The organism is Neobacillus driksii (genome assembly GCF_013409995.1).
GTDB lineage: Bacteria > Bacillota > Bacilli > Bacillales > Cytobacillaceae > Neobacillus > Neobacillus driksii.
This window is the reverse complement of record NZ_JACCBX010000018.1, coordinates 21,646-40,552: the sequence shown is the minus strand read 5'-3', so window position 1 is coordinate 40,552 and position 18,907 is coordinate 21,646. Positions and strand designations below refer to the sequence as shown.

The 18,907-nt window shown below is 38.0% G+C and carries 17 protein-coding genes; 4 read left to right on the top strand and 13 right to left on the bottom strand.

Annotated features, from left to right (window positions below; all coding sequences use genetic code 11):
• Positions 1-150 precede the first annotated feature (150 nt).
• The 6 genes from F4694_RS28355 to F4694_RS28330 form a co-directional block, all read right to left on the bottom strand.
• On the bottom strand, positions 151-1,563 hold the full coding sequence (locus tag F4694_RS28355; RefSeq protein WP_179603278.1) for a sigma-54 interaction domain-containing protein: 1,413 nt from the start codon (positions 1,561-1,563) through the stop codon (positions 151-153).
• A 110-nt stretch (positions 1,564-1,673) separates the two neighbouring features.
• Positions 1,674-2,450, bottom strand: a complete 777-nt coding sequence (locus F4694_RS28350) for a 3-hydroxybutyrate dehydrogenase (RefSeq protein WP_179603277.1) — start codon at positions 2,448-2,450, stop codon at positions 1,674-1,676.
• A 51-nt stretch (positions 2,451-2,501) separates the two neighbouring features.
• Positions 2,502-3,938, bottom strand: a complete 1,437-nt coding sequence (locus tag F4694_RS28345) for a GntP family permease (RefSeq protein ID WP_179603276.1) — start codon at positions 3,936-3,938, stop codon at positions 2,502-2,504.
• 327 nt (positions 3,939-4,265) lie between these two features.
• Positions 4,266-5,738, bottom strand: coding sequence for an ATP-binding protein (locus tag F4694_RS28340; RefSeq protein WP_257029456.1), 1,473 nt, complete (start codon positions 5,736-5,738; stop codon positions 4,266-4,268).
• A gap of 292 nt (positions 5,739-6,030) precedes the next feature.
• Complete coding sequence (locus F4694_RS28335) at positions 6,031-8,139, bottom strand: MMPL family transporter (protein ID WP_179603274.1); 2,109 nt, start codon at positions 8,137-8,139, stop codon at positions 6,031-6,033.
• 110 nt (positions 8,140-8,249) lie between these two features.
• Entirely contained in the window at positions 8,250-8,822 is a 573-nt protein-coding gene (locus F4694_RS28330; protein WP_179603273.1) for a TetR/AcrR family transcriptional regulator, read from the bottom strand.
• A 153-nt stretch (positions 8,823-8,975) separates the two neighbouring features.
• Between F4694_RS28330 and F4694_RS28325 the strand changes: the two genes are divergently transcribed.
• From F4694_RS28325 to F4694_RS28315, 3 genes are read left to right on the top strand one after another with little or no spacing between them, the layout of a single operon-like run.
• Positions 8,976-9,698, top strand: a complete 723-nt coding sequence (locus F4694_RS28325) for an ABC transporter ATP-binding protein (protein WP_179603272.1) — start codon at positions 8,976-8,978, stop codon at positions 9,696-9,698.
• Positions 9,695-10,795 carry an ABC transporter permease gene (locus F4694_RS28320; protein WP_179603271.1) on the top strand — a complete coding sequence of 367 codons (1,101 nt, stop codon included), beginning with the start codon at positions 9,695-9,697 and terminating at the stop codon, positions 10,793-10,795. The genes F4694_RS28325 and F4694_RS28320 overlap by 4 nt, the downstream gene beginning before the upstream one ends.
• A gap of 36 nt (positions 10,796-10,831) precedes the next feature.
• Complete coding sequence (locus F4694_RS28315) at positions 10,832-11,479, top strand: TetR/AcrR family transcriptional regulator (RefSeq protein ID WP_179603270.1); 648 nt, start codon at positions 10,832-10,834, stop codon at positions 11,477-11,479.
• 63 nt (positions 11,480-11,542) lie between these two features.
• On the opposite strand, the gene F4694_RS28310 is transcribed toward F4694_RS28315, so the two are convergent.
• Positions 11,543-11,905, bottom strand: coding sequence for a VOC family protein (locus F4694_RS28310; protein WP_179603269.1), 363 nt, complete (start codon positions 11,903-11,905; stop codon positions 11,543-11,545).
• A 358-nt stretch (positions 11,906-12,263) separates the two neighbouring features.
• On the bottom strand, positions 12,264-13,646 hold the full coding sequence (locus F4694_RS28305; protein ID WP_179603268.1) for an L-cystine transporter: 1,383 nt from the start codon (positions 13,644-13,646) through the stop codon (positions 12,264-12,266).
• 184 nt (positions 13,647-13,830) lie between these two features.
• On the opposite strand from F4694_RS28305, the gene F4694_RS28300 reads away from it, so the two are divergent.
• On the top strand, positions 13,831-14,685 hold the full coding sequence (locus F4694_RS28300) for a hypothetical protein (protein WP_179603267.1): 855 nt from the start codon (positions 13,831-13,833) through the stop codon (positions 14,683-14,685).
• Positions 14,686-14,789: 104 nt separating this feature from the next.
• Here the strand turns inward: F4694_RS28300 and F4694_RS28295 are convergent, their stop codons facing one another.
• The 5 genes from F4694_RS28295 to F4694_RS28275 form a co-directional block, all read right to left on the bottom strand.
• Positions 14,790-16,187 carry a sensor histidine kinase gene (locus F4694_RS28295; protein ID WP_257029455.1) on the bottom strand — a complete coding sequence of 466 codons (1,398 nt, stop codon included), beginning with the start codon at positions 16,185-16,187 and terminating at the stop codon, positions 14,790-14,792.
• A complete protein-coding gene (locus tag F4694_RS28290; protein WP_179603266.1) occupies positions 16,177-16,848 on the bottom strand; it encodes a response regulator transcription factor in 672 nt (223 codons plus the stop codon). Before F4694_RS28290 ends, F4694_RS28295 begins: the two co-directional genes overlap by 11 nt.
• Before the next feature lie 19 nt (positions 16,849-16,867).
• Positions 16,868-17,584, bottom strand: coding sequence for a M50 family metallopeptidase (locus tag F4694_RS28285; RefSeq protein ID WP_179603265.1), 717 nt, complete (start codon positions 17,582-17,584; stop codon positions 16,868-16,870).
• A 78-nt stretch (positions 17,585-17,662) separates the two neighbouring features.
• Complete coding sequence (locus tag F4694_RS28280; protein WP_179603264.1) at positions 17,663-18,331, bottom strand: PspA/IM30 family protein; 669 nt, start codon at positions 18,329-18,331, stop codon at positions 17,663-17,665.
• A 4-nt stretch (positions 18,332-18,335) separates the two neighbouring features.
• A complete protein-coding gene (locus F4694_RS28275) occupies positions 18,336-18,746 on the bottom strand; it encodes a hypothetical protein (protein WP_179603263.1) in 411 nt (136 codons plus the stop codon).
• Positions 18,747-18,907 lie beyond the last annotated feature (161 nt).

The window sequence follows — 18,907 nt, the reverse complement described above, 5'->3', positions numbered from 1 at the left end:
ATTATTTTTACTGCATACATTTTCATATTAAAATACTTTTGAAAAGGCATGTTGAATATTTTTATACATCCTTTTTTTTCATAATGACTGCACTTTCTTACCATTACACACAGAGAAGGGCATCTTCCGTTTAGGAAGATACCCTTCTCTTTAATTTATAGAATAGATTTTACATTTCTCATAGAATTTCGTTTTCCCTACTTCGAGCAGCCTCGCCGCTTCCAGTTTATTACCATTTGAAATAGAAAGAGCATTTAGGATTGCTTGTTTTTCCGCTTGTGCAAGTGTTTCTTTTAATGACTCAATATGCCTTTCGGCAACGTTTACTGACTCTTTTTCGTTTAATTTTTTGGTAATACTTCCTGTTTCATCATCACGTAAATATAATGGCAGGTGTACTACTTCTATTGTATCTCCGTCTAAGACATTGATAGACCTTTCTAGAACATTCTCAAGTTCCCGTATATTCCCTGGCCACTTATGCTGATTTAATCTCTCAACTACTTTAGCAGATAGTTTAATACCTTTACGAAAGAATTTTCTTTCTAATTTTTCTAATAGATTATAAGCTATTAACTCGACATCGCCATTACGCTCCCGAAGTGGAGGGATTTCAATTTTAATCACGTTTAACCGGTAATATAAATCTTGACGGAATGTTCCTTCTTCTACCATTTCCTCTAAATTCCGATGTGTAGCAGCAATAATGCGGACATCTACGGCAATTGATTTTTGACCGCCGACTGGAAGTATTTCACGCTCCTGTAAGACTCTCAAAAGCTTACTTTGCATTGCAAGCGGCATATCACCGATTTCATCAAGGAAAATGGTTCCACGATTTGCCCTTTGAAAATGCCCTTTCTTGCCGCCCTTTTTAGCACCAGTAAAGGCACCATCATCATATCCAAACAATTCCGATTCTAGTAAGTGTTCTGGAATAGACGCACAATTTATTGGCACGAAAGGGTAGTCTGCACGCATGCTGTTATTATGAATGGCAGAAGCAAATAATTCCTTACCGGTACCGGATTCTCCAAGTAATAAAACCGCTGATTGACTGCTGGAAACTCTTTCAGCTAATTTTTTGACAGCGGAAAAAGAGGGACTATTCCCAATTAGGTTACTGAAGTAATATTTACTTTTACTATTTTTTTCAGCTTTTGTTTTATAATAGTTCACTTCTTCAACAAGATGCTGAATTTTATCTTTGTATAATAACCAATCCTCGGGATTGCGAAACATCACGGTTCCGACTGCTCCTACTAATTCGCCATCGATGATAAGAGGATATCGATTTGCAATCATTTCACTGCCGTTAATGGGCTGTACGGCGGCCAGCTCTTTTTGTCCGGTTTTCGCGACGATATGCATCCTTGAGTTCTCAATTACATCTTGAGCATGCTTTCCTATAGCTTCTTCAACCGTGGTGCCTAGAAAATCACAATAAGCTCCATTGATATATAGAATAATACCCTCACGATCAACAACAACAATCCGTTCACCTGCAAGATTAATAATTTCTTCAATCCAATGATGTGGAATTTTTTCCGTTCTTGGTATCATATCTCTTCACCCTGGTAGTTTTTGTTTATGTTTATTATATCAAACCGGCTTGGGTAATCACCAAGTAGAATAAAAGAATCCTGTTCGGTAAACCGAGCAGGATCTCTTTTCTATTGAACCGTATAACCGCCATCAAGAATAACGGCCTGACCTGTAACTCCTCGTGCTTTGTCACTAGCTAAGAAGGCAGCGTAATCGGCTATTTCAGATACAGCCAACAGCCTTTTTTGAGGTACAAGTGTTAGAAGTACATCATCAATTACACGTTCCAAACTAACGTTCCTTGTGATAGATAAGTCTTTAAGCTGATTTCTCACAAGTGGCGTATCAACATAACCAGGGCATAAAGCATTAACAGTGATTCCATGTTCAGCTCCCTCTAAAGCCGCAACCTTCGTTAACCCAATCACTCCGTGCTTCGCACTATTGTAGGCTGCCTTACCCGCAAAACCAATCACTCCGTTAATAGATGCCATATTGATTACTCTTCCAAAGCCCTGTTGTTTCATGATTGGGAACACATGTTTAATTCCAATAAACGGGGCCGTCAGCATGACCTTTATTAAAAATTCAAACTTTTCTGTAGGGAATTCCTCAATTGGTGAAACATACTGAAGTCCAGCATTATTGACTAAAATATCAATTCTTCCAAATCTGCCATGTGCCGATTCTAACGCATTTTTGAATGCTTCTTCATCTGTGACATCACAAGGAGCTGAAAATACCTCATACCCTTGCTCTCTTAGCTCACTCGCAACACTATCACTTTTCTCTTTATTCAAGTCAGAGATGACCACTTTAGCACCCTCTTGTGCAAAAGTCTTCGCGATCTCTAAGCCTATTCCACTTGCAGATCCAGTAATAAACGCTACTTTTCCTACTAGCATATTGAGCCTCCTAAAATATTTATTTACTAATCTAACGTATGTTTTTGGATTTTAAACAAGACCTAAGAAAGTATAGATAGCAATCACGAAGAAAACAGCTATCGTTTTAATAATCGTAATCGCAAAAATATCACGGTAGGATTGTTTATGAGTTAATCCTGTTACAGCTAAAAGGGTAATTACCGCACCATTGTGTGGAAGTGTATCCATACCTCCTGATGCCATTGCAACAACACGGTGCATAACTTCAGGTGGAATATTAGCTGCAGTAATTGCTTTATTGTATTGATCAGCCATGGCTCCTAACGCAATTCCCATCCCGCCAGATGCCGAACCGGTAACACCTGCAAGAGTACTAGTTGTTACAGCACCGTTTACCAATGGGTTTGTGAATGTAGTAGAGATTCCATCACTGATTTTCGCAAAGCCAGGAAGTGCAGCAATAACACCGCCAAACCCATATTCAGCACCAGTATTCATGGTTGCTAGTAATGAACCGCCAATACTTTGGTTGATTCCTTCTTTAAATTTATTTGATACTCGTTTCCAATCATATAAAAGAGAAGAAATAATACCGACAACTAATGCCATCTCAATTGCCCAAATTGCAGCACTTGCAGTAACGTCGATTGTGTACGGTAAACCTATCGCTTTAAAATCAAACCCATTTGGATACCATTTAGGTATCATGGTTATAAATAGTTTATTGGTAACACCTACAAGAATAAGTGGAACAAATGCTAAAACTTGTCTTAAAACAGATTGATTAGAAGTTAAATCTGGTGCTCCATCTTCTTTTCCATCTAGTAAGTCTTTTGCCAAAGCAGCTGCATTCTCAGCACCAAAGCCATAATAGCCCTCTCCCGCTTTTTCCGCCTTTTTCCTTCGCATTTCCAGGTACAATAAACCAAGTGTCAGGACAAAAATAGCTCCTATGATACCAAGGATTGGCGCTGCATAAATGTCGGTCTTAAAGAAAGCAATCGGAATAACGTTTTGTATTTGCGGCGTTCCTGGTAATGCGTCCATGGTAAAGGTGAAAGCACCAAGTGCAATGGTTCCTGGAATAAGTCGTTTAGGGATATTTGCTTCTCTAAACATTTGTGCTGCAAACGGATAAATAGCGAATACGGCAACGAATAAACTTACTCCGCTATATGTTAAGATTGCACCTAGTAAAACGATGGTAAGCATGGCGCGCTTTGCACCTAATATACGAACAATCGTCTTCGCAATGGATTCGGCAATCCCTGACATTTCAACTACCTTCCCAAAGATCGCACCTAGTAAAAATACTGGGAAGTAGGATTTGATGAACCCGACCATTTTTTCCATAAATACACCGGAGAAAAACGGCAAAACTTGACTTGGATCAATAAATAAAACAGCTAAAATTGCACATAATGGAGCGAATAAAATAACCGAAAAACCACGGTAGGCGGCGAACATAAGCAGTCCAAGCGCCAAAAGAATAACAATTAAATCCATTTAAATCCCCCTAAACCTTTTATTTGTACACTTCAAACAAATACCCCTATCGTAAGCGTTTTCATTAAATGCCTACGCTTATATAAATGCAAGTTCCATGCCAATTTTATTTTTTTATTCTAAATAATGATAATATTCCCTCTTATTTATAGCGATTAATACTATTATCTACTTGTTTATAATATAAAACTAGGAACATTATTTATTGTTTTTTCCGGGAATCCGGAATAATAAGATTTATAGATTCCGGGAATTCGGAAATTTCCGCATTTCAGGAAATTGAAAAAGAGGAGCACCTTCCCTGTGGGAAAATGCTCCTCTCCTTTTTTAACCTGCCAAAGGCAGCTTAATTTCAACTAACGTACCCTGTTGTTCTTTACTATGATAAGTAATACTTCCATGGTGCTGTTTAATAATTTTATTACAAATCATCAATCCAAGTCCGGTGCCTTTTTCTTTTAAGGTATAAAAAGGTTCACCTAGCCGCGGTAAAATTTCTTCAGGTATTCCACAGCCTTCATCCTTAACGGAAAGTACACATTCACCTTTTTCACCTTTATGCAGGTTAATGTGAATCGTACCTCCTTCAGGCATAGACTCCATTGCGTTCTTGAGAACATTAAGAAAAACCTGCTTTAATTGATTCTTCTCGCCTATTATAAAAAACTCCCCTTCTGCAACACATAGATTGAATTGAATATTTTCCATATGTGCTTGCGGTGAAAGAAGTTCAAGGGTATTCTCTACAAGTTCTCTTAAATTTGTCCGATAAAGGTGAACAGCCTGTGGTTTTCCTAACGTCAGCATTTCACTGGTGATCGTTTCAATTCGTCCAAGTTCACTTAGAAGCAGGTCGTTTATTTCATCAGCACCATTTTCCCTTTTATAAAGCTGTATAAAGCCTTTAATGGTGGTAAGGGGATTACGGATTTCGTGTGCCACTCCTGCTGCTAATTCGCCGACTATCGATAGTTTCTCAGATTGCAATAGAATTTCCTCTGCCTTTTTCCGTTCAGAAATATCACGGCTGATAATCACAATATGTTCAACCTCACCATTTTCGCCCTCTACAGGTACACATCTGGACTCAAATTCAATCCATTGACCTTGCTTATGGTTCAGACTAAATTCAATTGATTTAAACTCTTTATGATGAAACATTCCGTCAATTGTACTTTTAAATAAATCAACATCATCAGGGTGAATGAACCTGCAAATTTTAACCGCTTCCAATTCATTCGATTGATAACCTAAAACCATCTCATGAGATGGAGAGAAATAAGTTGGGTTATGATCTTTATCCATGACCATAATTAAGTCTGATGTATTTTCAGCAATCAGCCTGTACTTTGCTTCACTTGCCTCAACCATCTTATACATTTCTGATAATCTATTATTCAGCCTATAAAGCTTTAGGTAGGATTCAATCAATAAAACCCCAAGAAAAACGCCTAAGAAAACAAAGAGTATATATTGAAAATGGAAGAATGGTTTGTCTCTAAATACATTAAAAATAATGGGAACCGTAATCGTATAAATAATGAAATAAATGACTGATAAAATAACGGTTCGTTTTATAGGTGAAAGTTTTTTAATATACAGATACATAAGGGAGAATCCTGACATCAATGATATCCAGCCAATAATAGCTGTGTCCCAATGGCCGCTTGAGAGCAGTCTTGCCAGTAGACCAAATGCTCCTGTTATTATTCCGGCAATTGGACCTAAGTAGGCGAATACTAGAATGACAGGTGCGTAACGAATATCGTATGTATACCCCTGTTCGTGGATAGCCAGCATAACGAGAAGGATTGAAACAATTCCTCCATAACAGCCTGCCCATAGAGGAAAATTTTTTACAGGTTTGTGATTTATGAAAGAACGTATTACTAATGGGATACTAACCAAGAGTGAAAAAATGGACAGATTTACTATATAATCTATTAAAAACAATGAACTCCCACCCAAAAATTATACTTTTCACTCTATCATAAACTAGAAATTTCTCCATTACCACATGTAATTATTCATTTTAAAAGGAATTTAAACCCAGAAAAAAAGTACCAAAGACAGGATCTTTGGTACTGTATTTTTACTGAACTTCCTGTGCTGTGTCTGGTTTATCTTTTTCAAATAAGACGATCAATGCTGGTAAAAGGATCCCTCGAATTAGGAATGTATCTAATATTATTCCTACTGCGACAATGAAGCCAAATACAAACAATAATTGGATCGGCTGTGTCATCAATACAGCAAAGGTTGCTGCAAGAATGATTCCCGCAGATGAAATGACACCGCCGGTATTTGCCACAGCAATCTCTACGGCCTTTTTCACAGGATGCTTTTTCCGTTCTTCCATAAATCTTGATATGAGAATGATATTGTAATCAATGCCAAGTGCCACTAAAAAGACAAATGAATAAAGCGGTACACGGTTGCTGATTGTGTCAATGTCAAAGAAAAGACTGCTTAAGAACATTCCCAGACCGACTGCAGCAAGGAAGGATATGAGAATGGTTCCCATCATATAGATTGGCATTCTAAATGACTTTGTCAAAATTATCAACATGACAAAAATCAAAAGTGATTCGAGCAGAACAATCACGACTAAATCCCTGTCATTCGTTGCACGGTCATCCACTTTTTTTGCGGTTTCTCCTGCAAAGTAAAGCTCACCACCCACGTTACTATCTGCCACTAATTTATCTGCATTGTCACGCATTTTCTCCAATGCATCCATCGTTTTTACTGCATATGGACTTTCCTCAAATGTGAGGCTATATTGAATTACTTTGTTATCCGAAGTGCTTCCATTTAGCCGAACGTTACTAACAAGGTTTTGATCCTGAAGCTTTTCAAGCATTGCCGCTTGCTGTTCAGGTGTCACTTCTTCACTCGCTTCTAACAACACCGTTGTTTGAGCTAGATCACCTTTTTCAAACTTTTCTTCTAATATTTCATAACCTTGTCTTGACGGCATATCCTTCGGAAACGACTTCATGGTATCAAATTCATAATCCAAATTCAGCATGTTAAGCGCCGAGGCTAGAAGAATGATTCCAATCATGGAAGCTGAAAACACCGGTTTTTTCACGACAAACTTACCAATTTTACTCCATACAGAACTGGATTTAACTGTTTCCTCACCCACTCTAGGAATCTTAGGCCAGAAGGATTTTCTCCCAAACAACGTAAACAATGCCGGTACAAGTGTAATAGAAGCAAGCATAATTACAAGCATGGCTGCAGCAAACACGGGTGCAAAATTACGATAATCTCCAAATTCAGCAAAGAACAGGACCAGCATGGCCGCTAAAACCGTTCCCCCTGAGAAAAATACCGGCATACCTGTTTCTCTCATTGCATGTTTCATTGCGTCAAATTTGCTTTCGAATCTCTTCAATTCTTCACGGTAACGTGAGAAAACAAATAAGGAATAATCAATAACTGCTGCAAATAAAAGAATCGTCATAATGGAAAACGTTTGGCTGCTGATCAGCAATCCAGCTTTCCCCATCAAACCTAATAGTTGATTCACGACCTGGTAAACAAATGCTGCTGCAAACAGCGGGATCAATGCTAATAAAGGAGATCGATAAATAACGATTAATAAGATTAGGATTAATCCTACCGTTGAAAACAATAAAACTAAGTCAGCGCGGGAAAAGAGATTTAGAGAATCCACCGCAATTCCTGCCGGGCCTGTAGTATATAATGTTAAGTCTGTATTTTTCTCAACCATTTCATCAATTTGCTCTAGAGCAGTTCTTATTTCCTTTGACTCCAATGAAGAGTCAAACGTTAATGGAAGGATCAATGTACTTTGATCTTTCGAGAAAAAACTTGCGGTAGCTTGTGGCGGCAAGTTCATTAAAGGAACATATTCTTTTATTCCTTCAACTTGATCTAATTTTTCAAGTAACGGTTTTAAGGCAGATACTTCTACCTTATTACCTTCATTTTGAAAAACCAGTATGGCTGGTATACCATCATTATTTTTAAAATATTCATCGACCTTATTCTGAGCAATAGTAGATTTTGCATCTGCAGGAATAGTGTCAATACTTGATACCTCGTATTCCTTAGCACTTGGGGCAAGGACAGACAACAGTATGGTTACTAAAAGCCAGATTCCAAGCGTAATCCACATACCCTTTTTTGAGGTAACTCGGTCTGTTACCGGCTGTAAGAATGAATTCATGCTTTCGTTCTCCTTTACGATAATATAAGTGACACTTATGTAACTTTTGTCAAAAAAATAATTGACACAAATATCACTTTTATTATCTTCCAAAGTTACACATGTGTCAATTAATTATTCATGAACATTCCCTGACTAATAATTTCCTTTATGGAATGAATCCACTCCGCCTTTGGAATTCCAAAATGATTGGGAATGGCTACTGTTTGAAGAATAAATCCAATAATTAATCCATCTGGAATATGTTCTTTTAATTTCCCTTCCGCCTTACCTAGTAAGATGAATCGCTGTAAAAATTTATACATATCTAAAGGGAGCTTCTCCAGTTTTTCTCTACTGGTAAATGCGGCCTCCATCCTGGCAATTACATGCTCCGCAGCCCTGATTAATTCGTGTACTTCCGTCTTTTTAAAAATAAGATCGATCAGAAAGTCGAATTGCCTTTCAAAACCTTCTAGTTTTTCAATTTCTTTTAATTCATCAAGAAATTCTTCCATTTCGTAGACCATAAAGTCTGTAATTAACTCTTCTTTATTGTCGTAATATTTATATAAAGCAGCCCTCGAAACCTCCATCCGGTCCGCCAAAAGACTGAAAGTAAAGCCGTCATATCCGTGCTGCAGGAGCAGCTGCTTCGCCTCGTGAAATAATTCTACTGTATTAAATTTCCGTTCACGCGCCATCGATTCACCCTCCCTCCGTGATACTATGTGAGAATAGTATACCATAATGGCTGAAAATTTTAGCTAAGTCGTGTATGGAGACTATTGACCTAAGGTTATTACTTGTTATAATTAGAGTGAGTAATCACTCATTTCGGAGAGGACTGATCAATCATGTCATCAACAATACTCATAAATAAAGTGAGTAAGCGTTTCGGAAAAAAGTTAGTTCTGAATCAGATCAGCTTAACAGTGGAATCCGGCCAAATTTATGGTCTAATCGGTCCTTCCGGTTCAGGCAAAACAACCCTAGTTAAGATTATCGTTGGCATGGATTCTCCCAGCGAAGGGAATGTTCATGTATTGAATACACCTGTTCCAAAACTACAACTATTGCAACGCATCGGCTATATGGCCCAAGCGGATGCCTTATACACCGATTTGACTGGAGAGGAAAATCTCGCCTTCTTTGCCTCCCTTTTTAAACTGAAAAAAAATGTCCAACAAGAACGGATTGCTTATGCAGCCGATTTAGTAAATCTAACTGCAGATTTAAAAAAGAAGGTGCAAAACTATTCAGGAGGTATGAAACGCCGGTTATCTCTTGCAGTTGCGTTAATACAAGATCCTGAAGTGCTTATTTTGGATGAGCCAACAGTCGGAATTGACCCCGAGCTAAGACAGTCTATTTGGGCTGAGTTATATCGTTTAAAAAATGAAGGGAAAACGATTTTAGTAACTACCCATGTTATGGATGAAGCAGAAAAGTGTGATTGTCTCGCTATGGTACGTGATGGTGAGATTATCACGAGCGGTTCACCTTCGGAATTGAAGAAGCAATACGGGATTACAAGTTTAGAAGAGGTATTTTTAAAAGCAGGGGGTAAACAGCAATGAGAATATTTGCCCTGGTAAAACGGATATTTCACCAAATGCTGCGTGATAAACGTGCTTTAGCATTGATGATGGTTGCCCCATTACTCGTGTTAACTCTGCTTAATTATCTGCTTTCTGGAAATACAGTTGATCCCAGACTTGGTGTTATCAATGCAGATGACAAATTATTAGAGAGATTAAAGGATAGCGAAATTACCATAATACAAGTTGAAGCGAACACAAAAGACCTCATACTTCATAAAGACTTAGACGGTGTTCTTCATTTTGATGGGGATGACATTTCTTTGACCCTTACAAATGACCAGCCTAATGCAGCAAAGGCTTTACAAATAAAGGTGCAACAGGCAATAGCGGCAGAAAGAGCAAATGAGCAGGCAGCAAATTTGTCTGTATTTATGGAGGGTATTCAGAGTAAACTTCCAGAAGTCCCCCTTAAAATAGAAGCAGCAAAGGCACCTGAGGTAAAAACCTCCTATATATATGGAAATAAGGATACAATCTTTTTTGACCAATTGAGCCCGATATTAGTTGGATTCTTTGTCTTCTTTTTCGTGTTTTTAATTTCTGGAATTGCTTTACTGAGGGAACGTACCACTGGTACACTTGAACGTTTACTAGCAACACCTATCCAAAGGAGAGATATTGTATTTGGATATTTGTTAGGCTACGGATTATTTGCGGTAATCCAAACCATTATTGTCGTTACCTATGCTGTAAAAGTATTAGATATAACGCTGGTCGGTTCATTCTGGAATGTTGTCATTATCAATTTAACCCTTGCATTAGTGGCGTTGTCACTTGGAATTCTATTGTCATCTTTCGCCAATTCCGAGTTTCAAATGATGCAATTTATTCCGATAGCGATCATCCCTCAGGTCTTTTTTGCAGGTATTTTTCCGTTTGAATCAATGGCTGGATGGATGCAAGTTCTTGCTAAATGCATGCCGATGTATTATGGCGGCAATGCTTTAGTAGATGTCATGTATAAAGGGTTAGGTTTAAGTGATATCAGAAATGATATATTTGTGTTGTTGGGGTTTTCCCTTGTTTTCATACTTTTAAATATAGTAGCATTGAAAAAATATAGGAAGATTTGATACGGTGGAGTTTGTGTTGAATAAAGGAGCTTAACCATGATTGAAGAAGAATTGATGCTGCAACAGCTATTTGATGAAGATAAATTGACAGATAAACAAAAAAAAATCATTACAGCCGCAATTGAAACCTTTTCTGAAAAAGGCTATGCCGCTTCGTCCACAAGTGAGATTGCTAAAAAGGCCGGAGTTGCGGAAGGAACGATCTTTAGACATTATAAAACCAAGAAGGACTTGTTGGTTTCGATTGTGGCACCGTTAATGACAAAGTTCATAGCTCCATTAGTGGTAAAGGATTTTAATAAAGTACTTGATCGGGAATATGAAACCGTAGAGGAATTTCTGCGTGCCACGATTGAAAACAGAAGAGACCTTCTTATCCGGATGCTTCCTGTGGTGAAAATTATGCTTCAAGAAATTCCTTTTCAGCCGGAACTGCGTGCTCAATTTTTCGACCTCGTCGTAAAAAATATCTTTAACTCTGTTGAAAAAGTAATCAAGGGCTATCAGGAAAAAGGGCTATTAATTGATATGCCGCCAGAAAGTATCGCAAGGTTAACGATTACCAATATTCTCGGCTTCTTATTCTCCCGTTATATTCTTTTTCCCCAATTGGAATGGGATGATGAGCTTGAGATTGAGCGAACGATACAATTTATTATGCATGGATTAGGAAAAAAGGATTGATAAAAGGCAGCCCTCACAATAGCAGGATATTTGTGGAGCTGCCTTTTTATTTGGGGTTATTCTTTACCCTTTCAGTAAAAACTCATTACCGTCTTCATCGGTGAATTGTACAAAGGTTCCCCATTGCATTTCCTGAGGCTCACCTTTGAAATTAACTCCATTGGCTTTCATTTTCTCGTAACTTCCCTTTACATCTTCACAAGCAAAAACAATAGAAGCCATTTTGTATTCATGACCCTGCATCATTGACTTAGGGTAGATGACTAGATGTGATTGGGCATTTTGTGGTGCTACCTCAAGCCAGTGTGCATTTGGTCCCATTGGAAATTCTGCCTTTACTTCAAAGCCAACTTTGTTTGTCCAAAAATCCTTTGCCTTTTGCTGATCCTCCACATAAACCGCTACTGTCGCGATATTTGTAATCATATGTATTTCCTCCTTAAACAGCCTTCAAAGCCTATAATATCAACAATTCAAAGTAATACCAATACTTCCTAGCCCGTTTAATCAAACGTTTGATTAGTTTACCATCCAATCTAATTAAACGATTAATTAGTTTTTCATTTATAGATAGTTTTTTCATAAACCCACTATTCCCAAGGGTTCAGAGCTATCTAATCAAACGTTTGATTAGTTTATCTTCCGATTTAATCAAACGATTAATTAGTCTTTAACCCATAAAAAAACCGGATAGCCACAATGACTATCCGGAAATTCACAAATTGTCCATACCACACGGACTGTGTCCACGAGCGGTGCCTGTCACCACTTAATGTTTCACCACTTATGCTTCAACAATATTTGGTTGTTGGTATACTTCTTTATCGAATTCACCTGTTGCTTTGCTTGTTAGGACACCAGATGTGATGGCTCCGCTTACGTTTAGGGCTGTACGTCCCATGTCAATTAGGGGCTCTACTGAGATTAGGAGACCTACAATTGCCACTGGAAGGTTCATAACGGATAGGACGATTAGCGCTGCGAATGTTGCACCGCCGCCTACTCCTGCTACACCGAATGAACTAATTGCCACTACAAGAATCAATGAAAGAATAAATCCAGGGCTTAGTGGATCAATTCCTGCCGCTGGTGCTACCATGATGGCTAGCATTGCAGGATAAACCCCAGCACATCCATTTTGACCGATCGTTAATCCAAATGAACCTGCAAAGTTGGCAATCCCTTCAGAAACACCAAGGTCTTTCGTTTGTGTTTTAATCGTTAAAGGCAGTGTTCCTGCACTTGAACGAGACGTGAAGGCAAATGTTAAAGTTGGCAGAGCCTTTTTCACGAAATTTACTGGGTTAATTTTTGCAATTGCTAATAACAATAAATGAACAATAAACACAAGAATAAGTGCTACATAAGAAGCAATAACAAACTTCCCTAATTTTACAATCGCGTCATAGTTACTTGTTGCAGCCACCTTTGTAATAATGGCTAAGATGCCATATGGCGTTAATCGAAGAATTAAGGTAACAATTCTCATCGTAATAGCATATAGAGAATCAATAATTTTCGCAAACAGCTGAGCATGTTCTGGATCCTTACGTACTACTCCAAGGTATGCAATCCCGATAAAAGCTGCAAAGATCACAACAGCTATTGTAGAAGTTGGACGAGCACCCGTTAAATCTGCAAACGGATTTGCTGGGAAGAACTCAAGGATTTGTTGAGGAATGGTCATAGATTCAACCGTAACAACTCTTTCCTCTAACGCAGCATTTCGTGCCGCTTCTTCTGCACCTTCTGTCAGTTGGATTCCATCAAGACCAAATCCTAGCGAAGTACCAATTCCAATTGCTGCAGAAATTGCAGTGGTTCCAAGTAAAATCCCAATTACAAGGACGCTGATTTTACCAATATTTTTCGTTAATTTTAATTTTGTAAAAGCTCCCACGATTGAAACGAATACAAGCGGCATAACTACCATTTGTAATAACTTAACGTAACCTGAGCCTACAATATTAAACCACGCCATTGATTCTGTTGTAACCTCAGAATCCGTACCATAAATTAAATGAATAATAAAACCAAAAATAAGACCTAAACCTAAACCAGTGAATACACGTTTTGAGAATGATACATGTTTCTTTGCCATGATGCGTAAACCGACCATGAGTAAAAGCAATACGACAACATTCACAATTATAAGAAATGCATTCATTGTGTTCCCCCCTTATGATATATATATATTTTGTGTTGCGTAAATTAGTCTATGAGAATATTAGTATATATATTCCTATCAGTCAAGTCGGAATAATATGTTTTTTAATTCTAACTATTTGAATAAAACCTTCATTTTGATAAATACTACCTGCTAATAGCGAAAAACAGAAGGAGATTTAAATATGGAGTATAATTCCTACTGGTATTTAGGATTAGGTATCTTAAGTATTCTTCTGTTAATTTATGTGTGTAAAAAGACTAGAAGTCCTAGGAGTTTACTTCTTTTTATCGCGATGATTGGTTTGGGGTATATGATAGAAACGGTGATTTACAATTTTGGACACAGCTACCAGTACTATCCTAAGTTTATTAGTCTTGATTCGTTCTACGATAGTAATATGGGTGCTATTGCCTCTAATGCATTGGCATTACCTGCTGTTGCCACTTTTATAGGTACTCTCAGAAAAAGTTGGTTATGGATTTTATTTTTTATTAGCCTTTTCGCAGGAATTGAATGGACTTTCTTAAAGTTAAATATTTATTCACATAATTGGTGGAAGATTGGTTATACATCCCTTGGATTACTTGTTTTCTTCCCACTAGCAAAAATATTTTATCAACTGCTCTCCCGACCTTTAAAAGGATACCTTCATAGCTTATTTTTATTTTTAATTGTTGGTCCATTCTCAGGGTCCTTTCATATTATGCCTATTATGTTTTTTACAATTAGATATTATGAATTTGGCTTGTTTGACCAACAATCTCAAGATACTACCGCTTTTAGTGCCATCTTTTATTTAACTGCCACCCTTTTCTACGTATGGATAGCCAAACGCCAATGGAAGGTAAAATGGTATAAATATTTGATAACACCTCTTTTGATGTATACAGTAAACGTTATCCTGCAAAAAGCAGGAATCCTTCACAGCCTAGTCTGGTGGGACACATGGTATTATGTCATATTATCCATTTGTCTCTTAAAACTGACGGTCACCTTTAGCAAACACCTTTCAATTGACCCACAAAAAAATGCCTGACCCATAAAAGAGGATCAGGCATTTTTTTTGTGGGTGTTCGAATCAGCCCCATTGTGAAAAATCCTAAGATGAATTTGTTCGAAAACAGTACAAAAATAGCCTTACTAATTCAGTGGAATACGAATAGTAAATATAGTTCCTTTTCCGACTTTACTAGATATGTTTATCGTCCCGTTATGTGTTTCAACGATCCATTTGGCGATGGATAGTCCCAAACCATGCCCCCCCATTTGCCGTGAACGGGATTTGTCTGCACGATAGAAACGTTCAAAAACGCGATGGTAATCCTCTTTCTTAATTCCGATACCCGTATCCTTTACGCTAATACACAGTTCCTGCCCTTCCCTTGAAAGCAAGAGCCATACCTCTCCTTGATTCGGTGTATACTTAATTGCATTGTCTAATAGGATATATAATAATTGAGATAATCTCTCCGGGTCTCCCTTCGCCATCAATGTATCTGGAGCTTCAAAATGAAGGTTAATCTGCTTTGCGTCAGCAAGTGACTCGACAGATTCAATCGCTTTCTCAGCATGAGAAAGAAAGTCAAACGTCTCCGATCTCCGTTCGATAATATTTGAATCTGAACGTGCTAGTGTTAACAAGTCACTTACCAAACTTGTCATCCGTTTCACTTCCTGCCTCATATTTGAAAGCAGTTTACCGGCAAATTCCTCTTTCTTCGTATCAATCGTCATTTCAATCGCGTCGAGAGACGATAACAGTACACTTAAAGGAGTTCGCAGCTCGTGTGAGGCATCTCCAACAAACTCCCGCTGTCTCGTAAAAGCTCTGCTAATCGGAATCATAGCTTTTTTGGACATGGCTGCACTAATGAAAAGCGCAACCCCTACAAACACAAATCCAATTATTAAAAGAATAATCAAAAGCCAATGGAAAAGCTGATAAGCAAAGGTAACATCCTTGCCAATAAACAATTTACCAACAAAATGGCTATTATCGTAGATTGACCGGCTTGCAATGATTAGACGGATATCTCTCTCGGGCTCACGCTGAAAAAATTCACCCGGCTTTCCTCTGCCCTTCTCGTTTCCTTCTAGATGAAGTGTCTCCTTAAGAATCGCTCCATCACGGAGCCCTCTTCGATTCAAAATATTTAACACTGCAGATCGTAATCGCTGATCTGCTTCGTTTCCCATAATCAATTCTCCATTTGAATTCACAACATAATAAAAAAGCTGGTTTACTCCGGCAAACACGACCTCCTGATTTTCAATTCCGTGAAAATCGCTTTTTTCATTTGTTGTTAAATAATCCTCTAGGAAACCTGCTTCCTGCTTCACTAATGTTTCAAGTTCAGTCTCCTGATTCCTAAGAATACTAAAATAAAGGACGGAATAAACAATCATAATAAAGAGGATCAGAAATAAAATAAGTAATCCACTATAAATACGGGTAAGCCGGCCTTGGGTACTTTTAAAAACATCCTTCTCACCAAGGTTTGTTAATAAGCGGAAGAAGGAAAGCAAATTAGTTTTCAACCTTATACCCTACCCCTCTTACACTTTGTATTAACTCCTGTTTCCCCGCCTTATCTAACTTTTTCCGGATTAGTTTTACAGTGGCATCAATCGTCTTAGGGGCAACATCCGAATCCAGCCCCCAAATTCGCTCAAGAATCACTTCGCGCGGGATGACTTGTCCTTTATTTTGGACCAATAAATCTAATAGTTGATACTCCCGAGGACTTAATTGGATTTCTTCGCTCCCAAATCGAACAAAATGGCCGTTTCGATTCAGCACTAGATCTTGTAACTTAATTTCCTCTTCTAATAGAGGTGCATAATTACGCCGTGAAAGAGCCCGCAATCTTGCCTGCAATTCCCCTATTTCAAAAGGCTTCACGAGGTAATCATCAGCTCCGGAATCCAATCCCTCAATTCGGTCTTCTACTGTATCCTTTGCAGTCAACATCAGGATGGCTCCAGGATAGCCTTGTTTCCGTAATCGGCGGCAGACATCTACTCCATCGCCGTTCGGCATCATCCAATCTAGGATTAGGACATCATAGTGTGCGTTGGAAGCGTAATAATAGGCATCTTCCCCTTCCATCACCCACTCTACCTTGTAACCCGTTTTCGTAAGCATATATACAATTAATTCACCTAGCTGCGAATCATCTTCTGCTAATAAGATTTTCATATCTAGAAACTCCTTTTAATCAGGTGATAAACCTCTCCATTGTCTGGACAATCTCCAACAACTCAAATCTTATCATAGCCGCCTTAAAATTTAGAACATGATTGAAAATAAAATATGCAGCATAAAGCGATTGGCCTAATAAGGCGATTCCGCATATAACCGCAGGAATCCTTGCTATTTTTTCTAAAGCTCCAGGTTTTCCTTCAGTCTTATAACTTTGTCTTATTACTTGGAAGGCATTTATGATAGCTTGAATGAGAATAAGTGAGGATAAGAAGATACTTATATGCATAATCGCCAATTCATTTCTGAAATACAGTGGTACAGCTAATAACGTGACAAATGATAACGCCCATAATACCCCAAAAAAGTTTCGAATCCATAGTAAAATAGAGATCACCATTAGACCGATAAAGAAATATATAACCCAATCAAACTTATGAAATGATAGTAAATAAAACAAACCCATTGCTAGTATCAATGTACCCGTATATCCAATATAAACCATCATTACCTTTTTGATTTTCGAGTCGACAATGTTTGTTGTCTCGCCTGAGCCGTTTTTGTACAATTTAATTTTATTTGATTTTCCTTCTCTCGTAACAACAACTGCTAAAACATGAATAATCTTTTCAATTAGTGTATTACATAGGGAAAAATAAACCCTAAACATAGGAAGCCTGCTAATAGCCAGTGCCGCGGCCAAATATAGCAGTATAAGGCTTGTTGTACTCACGCTGAATTCTCCTTTCCATTTATATTTAGAAAAAGAAGCACCAATCCTGCAAAGAGTGCTTCCTTTCTCTAATTATCCTTACAACGTCACTTTTTCACGTTTTAGTTTTTCAAGTTCCTGTTCGAGCTCTTCTTCCCTTATATAATTTTGAAATACGGCATCATGTTGCGCTAAAGGGCTGGAGAACTGGCTGCCAGCTTGGACCTGAGCTTCCATCAACATAATTCTTTCTTCCGCACGTGCTACTCCTCTTGCAATGTTATCGGTTTGGAAGGAAACAGTCGCTTTTTGAATTTGCTTAATAGACTGAGCCACATTTGCTCTTGAAGCTAATAAAATTTTCTTATGCTGCAATTCATTATAGGTTTCCTTCAATTGGTTCAATTTTTCCACTAAAATTTGGGTCTGCTCTTTGATTGCCTCAAATTGCTGCTGATACAGGCTAAACTGTTTTTCATGAAGGAGTTTTTCCTGAACCGCTAATTTCGCGATTGTATCCTCCTCTTGTTCAATGGCAAGTCTTGCCTGACGTGTTCTTTTTGCAATCAATTCTCCGGTTTGCAGGAGTAAAGCTGCTTGTTTTTTCTCAACAAGGTATTGCTGTGATAATGCCTTTTGACCCTTTAGAATTTCCTGCTCCAATTCTCTTGAATATTCATTCAACATTGCAATTGGATCTTCCATCCCATCTAATAATCCATTAATTTCAGCCTTCGTAATCGTTTTTACTCTTTTAAAAATACCCATTTTGCTATTCTCCTTTTTTTGTTATGTTTTTTTCCCACTGGTCTAACATGCTTGCATTTTGATTGATGATTGGAATATGTGAACCTACTACAGGTGTATCAATGAACTGTTGCATAGCAGAATTTTTTGCTTTCCTTCTAACCCATTTCACGATTAGAACTAAACGTGCTAGTCCAACAATCAGAAATAGTAAAAGTCCAAACCAAGAAAAATCTCCTCCGTGATGAGGACCATTCATAAACTGGTGAGGTCCCCTTCCAAAATGGTGCCCCCGCCCTTCAGGTCGAAACCCACTATTTTGGAACACCACATTGGTTTGTTGTCCTCCTAGTAGATGCAGGAAGAAATTAATTCCAACCAGTACAGCTGTAATCATTACACCCCAGATAATGGCTAGTTTTACTTTTGTATTCATCGCTATCTTTCCTCCTTTCGTTCTTGATAGTTTGAAGTTTATAGGACAATGGTGAAAACTTGGTGAAAGGAGGATGCGCACTAAAAAATTTTTTTTAAAAATTTGTGCATTGCACATATGTAAAAGAAGTGGTTCTATTCTATTAACTATTAGATTATGAT

Excerpts from the sequence above, each read along its gene's own strand:
- F4694_RS28290 (WP_179603266.1), bottom strand. The coding sequence starts at position 16,848 with ATGAAAATCTTATTAGCAGAAGATGATTCGCAGCTAGGTGAATTAATT.
- F4694_RS28335 (WP_179603274.1), bottom strand. The coding sequence starts at position 8,139 with ATGAATTCATTCTTACAGCCGGTAACAGACCGAGTTACCTCAAAAAAG.
- F4694_RS28300 (WP_179603267.1), top strand. The coding sequence starts at position 13,831 with ATGGAGTATAATTCCTACTGGTATTTAGGATTAGGTATCTTAAGTATT.
- F4694_RS28345 (WP_179603276.1), bottom strand. The coding sequence starts at position 3,938 with ATGGATTTAATTGTTATTCTTTTGGCGCTTGGACTGCTTATGTTCGCC.
- F4694_RS28315 (WP_179603270.1), top strand. The coding sequence starts at position 10,832 with ATGATTGAAGAAGAATTGATGCTGCAACAGCTATTTGATGAAGATAAA.
- F4694_RS28280 (WP_179603264.1), bottom strand. The coding sequence starts at position 18,331 with ATGGGTATTTTTAAAAGAGTAAAAACGATTACGAAGGCTGAAATTAAT.
- F4694_RS28320 (WP_179603271.1), top strand. The coding sequence starts at position 9,695 with ATGAGAATATTTGCCCTGGTAAAACGGATATTTCACCAAATGCTGCGT.
- F4694_RS28355 (WP_179603278.1), bottom strand. The coding sequence starts at position 1,563 with ATGATACCAAGAACGGAAAAAATTCCACATCATTGGATTGAAGAAATT.
- F4694_RS28325 (WP_179603272.1), top strand. The coding sequence starts at position 8,976 with ATGTCATCAACAATACTCATAAATAAAGTGAGTAAGCGTTTCGGAAAA.
- F4694_RS28275 (WP_179603263.1), bottom strand. The coding sequence starts at position 18,746 with ATGAATACAAAAGTAAAACTAGCCATTATCTGGGGTGTAATGATTACA.
- F4694_RS28305 (WP_179603268.1), bottom strand. The coding sequence starts at position 13,646 with ATGAATGCATTTCTTATAATTGTGAATGTTGTCGTATTGCTTTTACTC.
- F4694_RS28350 (WP_179603277.1), bottom strand. The coding sequence starts at position 2,450 with ATGCTAGTAGGAAAAGTAGCGTTTATTACTGGATCTGCAAGTGGAATA.
- F4694_RS28310 (WP_179603269.1), bottom strand. The coding sequence starts at position 11,905 with ATGATTACAAATATCGCGACAGTAGCGGTTTATGTGGAGGATCAGCAA.
- F4694_RS28340 (WP_257029456.1), bottom strand. The coding sequence starts at position 5,738 with ATGCTGGCTATCCACGAACAGGGGTATACATACGATATTCGTTACGCA.
- F4694_RS28330 (WP_179603273.1), bottom strand. The coding sequence starts at position 8,822 with ATGGCGCGTGAACGGAAATTTAATACAGTAGAATTATTTCACGAGGCG.